Here is a 12,519-nt window from a genome sequence, read left to right as displayed (position 1 = left end):
AACCTGTTGTGAGCTCAATGGCATCCGAAAACTCACCCCACCCGAGCAGCCCGCTCGCGCAAATACTCCACCACCGCGCCCTGCTCCCCGGCAAACTCGATCCGCGCGCCTTTCTTTTCACGCTGAAACGCGTACATCGGGTCGTAGTACTCGCGCAGCCCGACGATCCAACCCCGATGCAAATCCACGCTTGCACTGCGGGCCTGCTCGGCCAGGGCCTCTTGCATCAGCGCATGCAAACGCTGAAAGCGCTCCCCACCCAAGCGTTTGTGGATATTGGCCAGACTCTGGGTCAGACGCTCGGCAAAGCGCGCAAAGCCCGACTCGCCAAACGCTGCATTGAACTCTGCGCACAGCTCAATGACATATTCGCGCAACACCCGCTCCACGCGGTTTTCCAGACTTTCTTCCAGCCACACCATCGGATACGTCTGCATGCCCCGGTGCAAATTCAGCGGCAAGGCGCAGCTACCGATCATGCGGCTTTCATCTTCGAGCAAAAACTGCTCGATGCCTTGTGCACGCTTTTTAAGAACGTCCACCGCCAGGCGGTTCTCAAAGTCGATGGTGGACGGCTGGCCCGTCGCGCGTTTGCCAAAGCTTGAGCCGCGGTGATTGGCGTAGCCTTCCAGGTCCAGGCCATTGTTCAACTGATTGATGACCTCGGTTTTGCCGCTGCCGGTCAGCCCCCCAACAAGACGAAGTCGCACTGCTCAACAGCCTGATCCACCGTCTCCAGCAGAAACGTGCGCATGGCCTTATACCCACCACTCACTCGGGGGTAATCGACACCTGACTCGTCCTTCAGCACCCGCTGCACCAATTGCGAGCGCAAGCCGCCGCGGAAGCAATACAGATAACCGTGAGGGTTGGCCTTGGCAAACGCGGTCCAGCGCGCCAGCCGTTCCTCAAGTACTGCGCCACTGACCAACTCATGGCCCAGCACAATTGCAGCTTGCTGGCCTTGCTGCTTGTAGCAGGTGCCTACACGTTGGCGCTCCTGGTCGGTCATCAACGGCAGGTTGACCACACCGGGAAATGCGCCTTTGGTGAATTCAACCGGCGCGCGGGTATCCATCATCGGCCGGTCGTTGAGGAAGATGTCGCGGTAATCGGTGATGTTAGTCGCCATCAAACCACCTCTACCGCGTTGCTCTGTCGCTCAAGCAGTTCGCCGATCGGCTCGAGGGTAAGGCCCAGTTCAGCGGCCACCGCGTGGAACTCGGCGTCGCCTTCGGGCGTGACGGCGATCAGCAGGCCGCCGCTGGTTTGCGGATCGCACAGCACGCGCTTGTGCAGCTCCTGCACACGCCCGAGCTTGCTGGCGTAGCTGTCGAAGTTGCGCAAGGTCCCGCCCGGTACGCAACCCTGCTCCAGGTAGTACTCGACGCCCGGCAGACGGGGCACTTTTGCATACTCGATGCGAGCCGTGAGGCCGCTGCCGTCGGCCATCTCTACCAGGTGACCAAGCAGGCCGAAACCGGTGACATCGGTCATGGCCGCCACCCCGGCCAGTTTGCCGAAACGGCTACCGGGTTTGTTGAGGGTGCACATCCAGTCGCGGGCCAGGCCGATATCCGCTTCGCGCAACTTGCCTTTCTTTTCGGCGGTCGTGAGGATGCCGATGCCCAAGGGTTTGGTCAGGTACAGCTTGCACCCGGCGGTGGCGGTGTCGTTGCGCTTCATATGGCGCTTGTGCACGATGCCGGTCACGGCCAGGCCGAAGATCGGCTCCGGGGCGTCGATGGAGTGCCCACCGGCCAGCGGGATGCCGGCAGCGTCGCAGACCGCGCGGCCGCCACGAATGACTTCGCGGGCAATCTCCGGCGCCAGCACATTCACCGGCCAACCGAGAATGGCAATGGCCATCAACGGGTCGCCGCCCATGGCGTAGATGTCGCTGATGGCATTGGTGGCGGCGATGCGGCCGAAGTCAAAGGGGTCGTCGACGATCGGCATGAAAAAATCGGTGGTGGAGACCACGCCGCGCTCGTCGTCGATGGCGTACACCGCCGCATCGTCACGGGAGGCGTTGCCTACCCACAGGTTGGGGTCGAGGTTCTGCGCGCCGCTGCCGGCAAGGATCACTTCCAGCACCTGGGGCGAGATCTTGCAGCCGCAACCCGCACCGTGGCTGTACTGGGTAAGGCGAATCGGCTCGTTCATGGTGGACCTCAAGCTATCAAGTGCGCCGATTCTAGCAGACAGCAAAAGGCCGGCTGGGCTCATATGAACCCAGCCGGCCTTTTGGTTCAGCGCTTACTGGCGGGCAGCGAGCAAACGCTTGTGGCGGTTACGTCGTGCGATATTCAGGCACTCGATAGCCGCCGAGAACGCCATGGCCGCATACACGTAGCCTTTGGGCACATGGGCGCCGAAGCCTTCGGCGATCAGCGTCATGCCGATCATGATCAAAAAGCCCAGGGCCAGCATCACCACGGTCGGGTTGTCGTTGATGAACTTGGCCAACGGTTCTGCCGCCACCAGCATCACGATCACCGAGGTCACCACGGCGATGATCATGATCGGCAAGTGTTCGGTCATGCCCACTGCCGTGATGATGCTGTCGATGGAAAACACCAGGTCGAGCAGCAGGATCTGTCCGATCGCCGCGGCAAAACCGATGGCGACTGTATTGCCGAGCGTGGTCGTTTCCTCAGGCTCCGGGTCCATGCTGTGATGGATCTCGGTGGTGGCCTTCCACACCAGGAACAAGCCACCGGCAATCAGGATCATGTCTTTCCACGAGAACGCCTGGCCGAACACTTCGAAGACCGGCGCCGTCAGTTGCACGATAAACGCGATGGTGCTCAACAGGCCCAGGCGCAATACCAACGCCATGCTGATGCCAATGCGCCGCGCCTTGGCCCGGTGCTGCTCGGGTAATTTGTTGGTGAGGATCGAGATGAAGATCAGGTTATCGATGCCCAGCACGATTTCCATGACGATCAAGGTCGCCAGTGCGATCCAGGCGGTGGGGCTGGCGGCCAGTTGTAAAAGATAATCCATAGGTCAGTCCTGACGTTGTGCTGGGGAATTAGGTTTCTTGGGTATGGGATTCTGCATCTTTTTCTGGCTGATCATCCTTCTTCTGCGGATTGATCAGGCCCTGGGTCGCTTCACTCAATGCCTGTTCAGCGGCTTTCTGGGTGTCATCGATTGCTTGCTTGGCCGTTTCGGTGGCTTTGCCCAGCACCTGCTGCGCGCTTTTCTCGACTTGATCACACCCGCCGATCATCACCAATGAAAGCGCAAGCAGTGCAGCCGCGCCCAGGGAATTGAGTTTCATGATGTATTCCTCGTTAGAACGCTTGGGTCCAAATAGTAGCCCCGCGATAGCGACGCATTCTATGCAGGCGAATAGTTCAGTAAAATTCGTATTTTTCTCGCGTATACTTCGGTTTTTACGAAGTGTAGAAGGCCATGCTCAATTATCGTCAATTGCATTACTTCTGGGTGGTGGCAAAGACCGGCAGCATCGTGCGTGCCTGCGAGCAACTGAACCTCACCCCCCAGACCATCAGCGGGCAGATCAGCCTGTTGGAACATACCTTTGGCATCGCGCTGTTTCAGCGTGTCGGCCGCCAGCTGGAGCTGACCGAAGCCGGACGCCAGGCGCTGCCCTATGCCGAGCAGATGTTCCAGACCGGCAATGAATTGGAAGCGATGCTGCGCGCACAACCCAACGAGCAGCAGATTGTATTTCGCGTCGGCGTGGCGGATGTGGTGCCCAAGTCCATCGTGTACCGGCTGATTGCCCCCACCATGGAACTGAGCGAACCGATCCGCATCACCTGCCGTGAAGACAAACTCGAACGGTTATTGGCCGACCTGGCCATCCAGCGCCTGGACCTGGTGATCTCCGACAGCCCGATGCCCACGCACCTGGACATCAAGGGCTACAGCCAGAAGCTGGGGGAATGTGGCATCAGTTTTTTCGCCACCCAGGCATTGGCTGACCAACATAGCGGCGAGTTCCCAGGGTGTTTGCACGGCGCACCGTTGCTGATCCCCGGCGCAGAGACCGTGGTGCGCAGCCGTCTGCAACGCTGGTTTGCCGATCAGCAGATTCAACCCAGGATCATCGGCGAGTTCGACGACAGCGCGCTGATGCAGGCCTTCGGGCAATCGGGCAGCGGCATCTTTATCGCCCCCAGCGTGATCGCCGATGAGGTGGTGCGCCAATACGGCGTGGCGCTGATCGGCCAGACCGACGCGGTGACCGAGTCGTTTTATGCCATCTCGGTGGAGCGCAAGGTCAAGCACCCTGGCATCGTGGCGATTACCGAGGGCGCCCGACGCGAGCTGTTTACCACCCTGCCCTGATGACACGCCCGCGCCGATGAATCCAAATCCGACAGTGCGGGTGACGGAATGACGCAGCGAACGGGACTCGTCCTACAGCATGTTAGACTTCGCGCCTGCTGCCTACAGTACTTTCTCCTTGCAATGCTGTGCCCTACTAAAAAAATCAGAGACAACTGTTTATGACTGCTGCCCCTTCCCTGCTGCAACGTTTAATGCGCGTCAGCCTGGTCACCCAAATTATCATCGGCCTGATCGCCGGGATTCTGCTGGCCCTGTTGCTGCCTGAGGCCGCCAAGGCCACCGGGTTTATCGGCAAAGTGTTCGTCACGGCGCTGAAGGCCGTCGCGCCGATCCTGGTGTTCGTGCTGGTGATGGCGTCTATCGCCAATCATAAACACGGCCAGGAAACCCATATCCGGCCGATCCTGTTCCTGTATCTGTTGGGCACCTTTGCCGCTGCCGTGGTTGCGGTGGTTGCCAGCATGCTGTTCCCGTCGTCCCTGGTACTGGCCACCCATGACGCCACCGTGAGCGCCCCCGGCGGTATCGGCGAGGTGCTGCAAAGCCTGCTGCTGAGCGTGGTCGATAACCCGGTCAGCGCACTGATGAATGCCAACTTCATCGGCATCCTGGCCTGGGCCATCGGCATGGGCATTGCCATTCGCCATGCCGGCGAAACCACCCGCACGGTGCTCGATGACCTGTCCAACGGTGTGACGCTGATCGTGCGCGTGGTGATCCGCTTTGCCCCGCTGGGGATCTTCGGCCTGGTCGCCTCGACCCTGGCCACCTCCGGCTTCGGCGCCCTGCTCGGCTATGCCCACCTGCTGGTGGTGCTGATCGGCTGCATGCTGTTCGTAGCGCTGGTGGTCAACCCGGCCATCGTGTTCTGGAAACTGCGCCGTAACCCGTATCCGCTGGTGCTGCTGTGCCTGCGCGAAAGCGGTATTACCGCGTTCTTCACCCGCAGCTCGGCGGCGAATATTCCGGTGAACCTGGCGTTGAGCAAACGCCTGGGCCTGCATGAAGACACCTATTCGGTGTCGATCCCGCTTGGCGCTACGATCAATATGGCCGGCGCCGCGATCACTATTACGGTGCTGACCCTGGCGGCCGTGCACACGCTGGGCATTGCCGTAGACCTGCCCACCGCCGTGCTGCTCAGTGTGGTCGCGGCCATTTGCGCCTGCGGGGCTTCGGGCGTGGCCGGTGGTTCGCTGCTGTTGATTCCGCTGGCGTGCAGCCTGTTCGGCATTCCGAGCGAGATCGCCATGCAGGTGGTGGCTGTAGGTTTCATCATCGGTGTGCTGCAGGATTCGGCGGAAACCGCGCTCAACTCGTCCACCGATGTGCTGTTCACTGCGGCGGCGTGCCTGGACAAGGATGAACGGTTGGCTTGAACGCCAGCTGTAAAAAAAGCCCGGGCCGTTCGTTGAAGAACGCACCCGGGCTTTTTAGTGGGTGCTTAGAAAGCGCCCATGTAATCACGCTTGCCCACTTCAACGCCGTTATGACGCAGCAAGGCGTAAGCGGTAGTGACGTGGAAGAAGAACTGCGGCAGGCCGTAGGTCAGCAGGTAGGACTGGCCGCTGAAGCGCTTCTCTTTCGGGGTGCCTGGGCGGGTGACGATTTCGATGCCTTCCTTGCCGTCGATCTGCTCGGGCTTGATGGTATCGACGAAGGCCAGCACCTTGGCGATCAGCGCTTGCAGGTCGGCGAAGGTGACTTCGCTGTCTTCGTACTTCGGCACTTCGATCTCGGCCAGGCGCGCGGAAACGCCCTTGGCGAAGTCGACGGCGATCTGCACCTGGCGCACCAGCGCGAACATATCCGGGAACAGGCGCGCTTGCAGCAGAGCGTTCGGCTCGATGTTCTTGGCGGTGGCGTGGGCTTCGGCTTTGTTCAGCACATCGCTGAGGGCGTTGAGCATTTGCTTGAAGACTGGGATAGAAGCGGCATACAGGGAAATGGTCATGTCAGTCTCGTGGTAATGGCAGGGTTGGAACCAGCGACGATTATAGCCATGCCTGCCGCTTGTCTTTTATTTTTTCCGGCTTAGGCTAGTGGATTCACTGCATAGGGAAAGCGCGATGACCGCCGAGCACGACACCGACACGCCTGAGCCGCGCCTGAACAGCACGGAAATCCGCATCCTGGGCTGCCTGATCGAAAAACAGGCGACCAACCCGGAAACCTACCCCCTGACCCTCAACGCCCTGGTGCTGGCGTGCAACCAGAAGACCAGCCGGGAACCGGTGACCAATCTCAGCCAGGGCCAGGTCGGCCAGAGCTTGCGCGTGCTGGAAGGCCAGGGTTATACCCGGCTGGTCATGGGCAGCCGCGCCGACCGCTGGGAACACCGCGTGGACAAGGCGCTGGAACTGGTGCCCGCGCAAATGATCCTGATCGGGCTGCTGTTCCTGCGCGGCCCGCAGACGGTCAATGAGTTGCTGACGCGCAGCGGGCGCATGCATGACTTTGAGGACGCCGAGCAGGTAGTGCATCAGCTCGAACGCCTGATTGCACGGGGCCTGGCGCTATTGGTGCCGCGCCAGGCGGGGCAGCGCGAGGACCGGTATACCCATGCGCTGGGGGACCCGGCGGATATCGAAACGATTATTGCCGCGCGCGGCAACCCGGTGGAGCGCGGCGGCGGGGGCGTCTGCGTCGAGCGTATCGAAGAGCTGGAAGCGCGAATTGCGGCGCTGGAAGAACGCCTGGCGCAGTTGGAACAGGCCTGACGAGGGTCCAACTTGGAACATGCTGCCAGTTGTAGGAGCGAGCAAGGGCTAGCCGCCCGCCTCGCTCCTACATCGCTCCCCGCTTAAACCGTCAGGTGCGGGCGAACGCCACGGCCGCCTGAAATTGCTCCGGTGTAGGACGCACGCCGGTATACAGCACAAACTGCTCCAATGCCTGGATCGCAATCACTTCAAGGCCGGTAATCACCCGCTTGCCCTGGGCACGCCCGCGCACGATCAACGGGGTTTCAGCGGGGATCGCCACGACATCGAACACCGTCTCGGCTTGATCAACGGCATCGGTCTCGAACGCCAACTGATCCGCCTCTGCCCCGCCGGTCATGCCAATCGGTGTCACGTTAACCAGCATGCGTGGACGCAACCCGCCCAGTTCAGCCTGCCACTCATACCCCAGGTTACGTGCCAGCGCCCTGCCCGCCACCTCATTGCGCGCCACGATCACGCCATTGGCGTAACCGCCGTCACGCAAGGCGCTGGCCACGGCCTTGGCCATGCCGCCGCTGCCGCGCAGGGCGAAGCTTGAGTCCTTCGGTACCTGGTGTTTTTTCAGCAGTTGCTCGACGGCAATGTAGTCGGTGTTGTAGGCCTTGAGACGGCCGCCGGTGTTAACGATGGTGTTCAGGGAATCGATGGCTTGAACCGAATCGTCCAGTTCGTCCACTAAAGCGATGGCAGCCTCCTTGAACGGCATCGACACGCCGCAACCCCGGATGCCCAGGGCCCGTATGCCACCGATCGCGCCGGGCAGATCCTGGCTGCTGAAGGCTTTATAGTAAAAATTCAGGCCCAACTGCTCATACAGATGGTTATGAAAGCGCAGGCCGAAATTCCCGGGACGCGCCGACAGTGACATGCACAGTTGGGTGTCCTTGTTGGGGTGCATCTGCATGGGGAGCTCCTTGAAGTAAGCAAATCGGTACAGACCTTACACAACCTTTACCTATCGGCTGTGCTGTTTTTCAGAAATACGTTGTCTTAAAAGTATCCCCGCGACAATCCTTGAGTCTATTGATTGCAGACCACAAGCGCAGGGGCTAACCGAGGAATGACCATGATGCGTAAAGTCCCCAGGATCGCCTTGCTTATTGGCGCACTCGCGATGGCAGGCCAAGCCTCCGCCCACGGTGGTGGTTGGGGCGGCCCGGCCGTATTGGGTGCTCTTGTCGGTGCAGCCGTTGTCGGCTCCGTGGTTGCCAGCCAGCCGCGTGAGGTTTATGTGCAGCAACCGGTGTACGTCCAGCCGCAGCCGGTGTATGCCGCTCCGCCACCGGTCTACTACGCACCGCCACCACCGGTGTACGTGCAGCAACAGGTTTATTACCGCCCGGCGCCGGTCTATTACGGCCCGCCACGGGGTTATGGCTACTATGGCCCGCCCCACGGCTACTACCGCCACGGCTGGTAGCACATCGCTGTACATGCAACAGGCCTCGCCCACACGCGGGGCCTTTTTTTACCTGGAACGTCTGGATTTATCTTGCCAAGGTCGTTGTGAGGACAATGCTCGGGCGGCAATCCCACATGATCCGGGTGGGATCTCCTCTTGCTCGACCGGTACGAACGCTGTCATGTTTGTGTCACGAGCCCGTTTCACTATCGACCTTGTCCACCCAATAACAATTACGGACGATTGACCATGCCTACACAAAATCCGCATCGCACCGCTGGCCTCTGCACTTCCAGCAAGGTCTACAGCGCCCTGACCGAACTCAAGCACCTGGAAGGCCACCGCAGCGCGAAGTTCCTGGCATTGCTGGCAGAGAACCTTGTGCGCAAGGGCCTGCTCAGCGAACAGGAAGTGGTGCACATGCTCGATCAGGTGGTGGACTGACGCCCGGCGTTGATGTTGACTATCGAGCCAGGTGATTTTTCCTACGCGCCGCCGCACCGTAAGGTGACCTCCATAACGTTTGGAGGTACTTATGCCCACTGTTCAGATCATGTCCGTCATCGGCAGCGCCGTTCCCGCCCCTCTTCGCAAGCTGGGCTTGCTCGCCTGCTGGTATGTAGTACGCGATGGCGAGCCTATCAGCGGCCCGCTCACTTCGTTATCCGACGCCCAACTGCAGCTGGCTGCCAACTACAGGCTTGAAGCCTAGGGCAACGGCAATTTGACGCGCGGCTTGGTTTCCACGAACAACGCCCAGCAGGAAATGAACAGCGCCGCGACCAGCGGCCCGATCACGAAGCCGTTCAGGCCGAACACCGACAGGCCGCCCAGCGTCGAGATCAGGATCAGGTAGTCCGGCATCTTGGTGTCCTTGCCCACCAGAATCGGGCGCAGTACGTTGTCCACCAGGCCGATCACGAACACGCCGAACAGCGCCAGCACCACGCCCTGCCAGATCGACCCGCTCAACAGGAAGTAGGCGGCCACCGGCCCCCATACAATCCCGGCGCCCACCGCAGGCAGCAGGGATAGAAACGCCATCAATACCGCCCAGAGCAACGCGCTGGGAATATCCAGGAACCAGAAAATAAAGCCCCCAGCGCACCTTGAGTGACGGCCACCAGCACGTTGCCCTTGACCGTGGCTCGCACCACCCGGTTGAACTTGAGTTGCAGGCGGCGCTTTTGCGGCTCGGCCAATGGCACCGCCGTGCGCACCTTGCGTACCAGTTCCGGGCCGTCGCGCAGCAGGAAGAACAGCAGGTAGAGCATGATGAAAAAGCTCACCAGGAAATCGAACGTACCCTGGCCGAAGCTGAACGCCTGTGTGGCGAAGAACTGGCTGCCCTGCATCGCACCTTTCACCACCTTTTCCCGCAGCCCTTCCAGGTTGCCCATGCCGAAGCGGTCCAGCAGGTGCTGGAAATACGGCGGCAGGAAATGCTTGAACTGCTCGATATAACCGGCCACATCCAACTGGCCGCTTTCGACGTTCTTGTAAAGGGTGGCGCCCTCTTGCACCAGCAAGGCGCTGGTAATGATCACCGGCAAAATCGCGATCACCAGGCACACCGTCAAGGTGGTCAGGGAGGTCAGGTTGCGGTTCCAGCCAAAGCGCTGCTGCAGGCGGCGCTGCATGGGCGCGAAGATGATGCCGAGGATCACCGCCCAGAACACCGCGCCGTAGAACGGCAGCAATATCCAGATGAAGGCGACGGTCACCAGGGCCAGCAGTAACAGCAGGGTCTTGAATTGCAGGTTGGTTTGATTCATGTCCGATCCATGTCAAAAAAGCACAGGGCCGGTGTCGGCCCTGTTGCTTAGTCCGCAGCGAAACCTGGGAGTGCCCTGGTTGATCGAACAAGCATAGATCGGCTTATCTAGACGTGGGTCAATGCACCACGCCAAGGCCTGCACTACCCTCGCGCCTTTTGCGGCTCACACCTCCATGCTCCCACTGATCGCCCCCGAACTGCTCGCGCCCGCCGGCACGTTGAAGAACATGCGTTACGCCTTTGCCTATGGCGCCGATGCGGTGTACGCCGGCCAGCCGCGCTACAGCCTGCGCGTGCGCAACAATGAATTTGACCACGCCAACCTGGCCCTCGGGATCCAGGAAGCCCATGCACAGGGCAAGCGTTTCTACGTGGTGGTGAACATCGCGCCGCACAACGCCAAGCTGAAAACCTTTCTCAAGGACCAGGCCCCCGTGGTCGCCATGGGCCCGGACGCGCTGATCATGTCTGACCCAGGGCTGATCATGCTGGTGCGCCAGCATTTTGCGCAGATGCCGGTTCACTTGTCGGTTCAAGCCAATACCGTCAACTGGGCCAGTGTGGCGTTCTGGCAACAACAAGGCATCTGCCGGGTGATCCTGTCACGGGAGTTGTCGCTGGAAGAGATCGGCGAGATTCGCCAACACGTGCCGACCATGGAACTGGAGGTGTTCGTCCATGGCGCCCTGTGCATGGCCTATTCCGGGCGTTGCCTGCTATCGGGCTACATGAACAAGCGCGACGCCAACCAGGGCACCTGCACCAATGCATGTCGATGGAAATACCAAGCCACCCCGGCGGTGGAAAATGCCACGGGTGACATCGTCCAGGCATTCGAACCGACGCTGGGCATCGGCACGCCGACCGACCAGGTATTCCTGTTGCAGGAAGCCAATCGCCCCACTGAGCAGATGCCGGCGTTCGAAGACGAACACGGCACCTACATCATGAACGCCAAGGATCTGCGCGCCGTGCAGCACGTGGAGCGCCTGACCCGCATGGGCGTGCATTCACTGAAGATCGAAGGCCGCACCAAATCGCACTTCTATTGTGCGCGCACCACCCAGGTGTATCGCCGCGCAATTGATGATGCGATGGCCGGTCGCGCCTTTGACCGCCGCTTGATGACCGACCTCGAATCCCTGGCCCAGCGCGGTTACACCGAAGGTTTCCTGCGCCGCCATGTGCACGACGAATACCAGAACTACCAGAACGGCAGCTCCGTCTCCGAGCGCCAGCAGTTTGTCGGTGAATTGACCGGCGAACGCCGGGGCGAGCTGGCCGAGGTCAAGGTGAAGAACCGCTTTGCCGTGGGCAATCAGCTGGAACTGATGACGCCGGCCGGCAACTTTCACTTTGCCCTGGCCACCTTGCATAACGCCAAGGGCGACGCCATCGAGGTTGCGCCGGGGGATGGGCACACGGTGTATGTGCCCCTGCCGGCCGAGCTGGACCTGGCGTTTGGCTTGCTGATGCGCGACGTGTAGGTCAGATCCTGAACTGGCCCACCAACTGCCCGAGGCGCTGGCCCAGGTCCGCCAGGCTGCGGGAAGTCTGGGCGCCGAGCTGGGTTTCATCGGCCACACTGTCCACCGCCACGGCAATCTGGTGCACGCTGCGGTTGATCTCTTCTGCCACAGCGGTTTGTTCCTCGGCGGCGCTGGCGATCTGTGCGTTCATCGAGTTGATGGTGCCGATCAGCTGGGCCATGGTGTCGAGCGACGCGCCGGCCTGGTTGGCCTGGGCCGACGTGCCGTCACCAGCATCGCTGGAGCGGCGCATGGCATCCACGGCGGCTTCGGTGCCTTTTTGCAGGCGGTCGATCATGCCCTGGATTTCCTGAGTGCTGGTCTGGGTGCGGCTGGCCAGGGCGCGCACTTCATCGGCGACCACCGCAAACCCACGTCCGGCCTCCCCTGCCCGCGCAGCTTCAATTGCCGCGTTGAGCGCCAGCAGGTTGGTTTGTTCAGCAATCGAGCGAATCACGCCCAGCACACTGACAATCGACGACACGTCCTGTTGCAGGCTGTCGAGGGACACACCGCTACTGCGGATATCGTTCACCAGCGCGTGAATCTGCGCGATGCTGCCGTCCACCACACGCTTGGCGGCCTGGCCCTCGGCATCGGTCTGCTGCGCGGCAACGGCGGCACCCTGGGCACTGCGCGCCACTTCATGGGCGGCGGACGACATCTGATTGATCGCGGTGGCGACCTGATCGGTTTCGTGACGCTGGCGTTCCATAGCGGTTTCCGAGCGCTGGGCTTGCTCGGACACCTGGCTCA

13 protein-coding genes and 2 pseudogenes are annotated in these 12,519 nt (G+C 61.0%); 7 read left to right on the top strand and 8 right to left on the bottom strand.

From position 1 onward, the window contains the following. Window positions 1-32 precede the first annotated feature (32 nt). The 4 genes and pseudogenes from mnmH to C4J87_RS09375 form a co-directional block, all read right to left on the bottom strand. Window positions 33-1,132 (bottom strand): annotated as a pseudogene (mnmH, locus tag C4J87_RS09390) (tRNA 2-selenouridine(34) synthase MnmH). Beyond that, window positions 1,132-2,166, bottom strand: coding sequence for a selenide, water dikinase SelD (gene selD / locus C4J87_RS09385; protein WP_124366541.1), 1,035 nt, complete (start codon window positions 2,164-2,166; stop codon window positions 1,132-1,134). The pseudogene mnmH and the gene selD overlap by 1 nt, the downstream one beginning before the upstream one ends. A gap of 93 nt (window positions 2,167-2,259) precedes the next feature. Further along, window positions 2,260-3,009, bottom strand: a complete 750-nt coding sequence (locus C4J87_RS09380) for a TerC family protein (RefSeq protein WP_124366540.1) — start codon at window positions 3,007-3,009, stop codon at window positions 2,260-2,262. A 28-nt stretch (window positions 3,010-3,037) separates the two neighbouring features. Next, complete coding sequence (locus C4J87_RS09375; protein ID WP_124366539.1) at window positions 3,038-3,289, bottom strand: hypothetical protein; 252 nt, start codon at window positions 3,287-3,289, stop codon at window positions 3,038-3,040. A gap of 134 nt (window positions 3,290-3,423) precedes the next feature. On the opposite strand from C4J87_RS09375, the gene nhaR reads away from it, so the two are divergent. Then, window positions 3,424-4,326 (top strand): transcriptional activator NhaR, encoded by a 903-nt coding sequence (nhaR, locus tag C4J87_RS09370; RefSeq protein ID WP_124366538.1) that lies wholly within the window; start codon window positions 3,424-3,426, stop codon window positions 4,324-4,326. A 161-nt stretch (window positions 4,327-4,487) separates the two neighbouring features. Further along, the gene (gene sstT, locus C4J87_RS09365; RefSeq protein ID WP_124366537.1) at window positions 4,488-5,708 is read left to right on the top strand and encodes a serine/threonine transporter SstT; all 1,221 of its coding nucleotides are present in this window, start codon (window positions 4,488-4,490) and stop codon (window positions 5,706-5,708) included. Between the two features lie 65 nt (window positions 5,709-5,773). Here the strand turns inward: sstT and C4J87_RS09360 are convergent, their stop codons facing one another. Next, entirely contained in the window at window positions 5,774-6,283 is a 510-nt protein-coding gene (locus C4J87_RS09360) for a DUF1993 family protein (protein WP_124362113.1), read from the bottom strand. Between the two features lie 115 nt (window positions 6,284-6,398). On the opposite strand from C4J87_RS09360, the gene C4J87_RS09355 reads away from it, so the two are divergent. After that, window positions 6,399-7,049, top strand: a complete 651-nt coding sequence (locus tag C4J87_RS09355; protein WP_124366536.1) for a YceH family protein — start codon at window positions 6,399-6,401, stop codon at window positions 7,047-7,049. Between the two features lie 91 nt (window positions 7,050-7,140). Here the strand turns inward: C4J87_RS09355 and C4J87_RS09350 are convergent, their stop codons facing one another. Further along, the gene (locus tag C4J87_RS09350; protein ID WP_124366535.1) at window positions 7,141-7,959 is read right to left on the bottom strand and encodes a shikimate 5-dehydrogenase; all 819 of its coding nucleotides are present in this window, start codon (window positions 7,957-7,959) and stop codon (window positions 7,141-7,143) included. A gap of 156 nt (window positions 7,960-8,115) precedes the next feature. Between C4J87_RS09350 and C4J87_RS09345 the strand changes: the two genes are divergently transcribed. The 3 genes from C4J87_RS09345 (at window position 8,116) to C4J87_RS26090 (ending at window position 9,169) form a co-directional block, all read left to right on the top strand. Beyond that, window positions 8,116-8,475 carry a hypothetical protein gene (locus C4J87_RS09345; RefSeq protein WP_124362110.1) on the top strand — a complete coding sequence of 120 codons (360 nt, stop codon included), beginning with the start codon at window positions 8,116-8,118 and terminating at the stop codon, window positions 8,473-8,475. 231 nt (window positions 8,476-8,706) lie between these two features. Beyond that, window positions 8,707-8,901, top strand: a complete 195-nt coding sequence (locus C4J87_RS09340; RefSeq protein WP_033899765.1) for a hypothetical protein — start codon at window positions 8,707-8,709, stop codon at window positions 8,899-8,901. A gap of 91 nt (window positions 8,902-8,992) precedes the next feature. Further along, on the top strand, window positions 8,993-9,169 hold the full coding sequence (locus C4J87_RS26090) for a hypothetical protein (protein ID WP_164484521.1): 177 nt from the start codon (window positions 8,993-8,995) through the stop codon (window positions 9,167-9,169). Here C4J87_RS26090 and C4J87_RS09335 read toward each other — a convergent pair. Continuing rightward, a pseudogene (locus C4J87_RS09335) lies at window positions 9,166-10,232 on the bottom strand (AI-2E family transporter). The gene C4J87_RS26090 and the pseudogene C4J87_RS09335 sit on opposite strands and share 4 nt — an antisense overlap. Before the next feature lie 175 nt (window positions 10,233-10,407). On the opposite strand from C4J87_RS09335, the gene yegQ reads away from it, so the two are divergent. Further along, on the top strand, window positions 10,408-11,721 hold the full coding sequence (gene yegQ, locus C4J87_RS09330) for a tRNA 5-hydroxyuridine modification protein YegQ (protein WP_124368951.1): 1,314 nt from the start codon (window positions 10,408-10,410) through the stop codon (window positions 11,719-11,721). A 1-nt stretch (window position 11,722) separates the two neighbouring features. Here yegQ and C4J87_RS26630 read toward each other — a convergent pair whose 3' ends face one another. Next, complete coding sequence (locus C4J87_RS26630; protein WP_370004746.1) at window positions 11,723-12,478, bottom strand: methyl-accepting chemotaxis protein; 756 nt, start codon at window positions 12,476-12,478, stop codon at window positions 11,723-11,725. Window positions 12,479-12,519: the final 41 nt, after the last annotated feature.

This window comes from Pseudomonas sp. R1-43-08 (assembly GCF_003852255.1).
GTDB lineage: Bacteria > Pseudomonadota > Gammaproteobacteria > Pseudomonadales > Pseudomonadaceae > Aquipseudomonas.
This window is presented reverse-complemented; position numbering and strand designations above follow the sequence as displayed.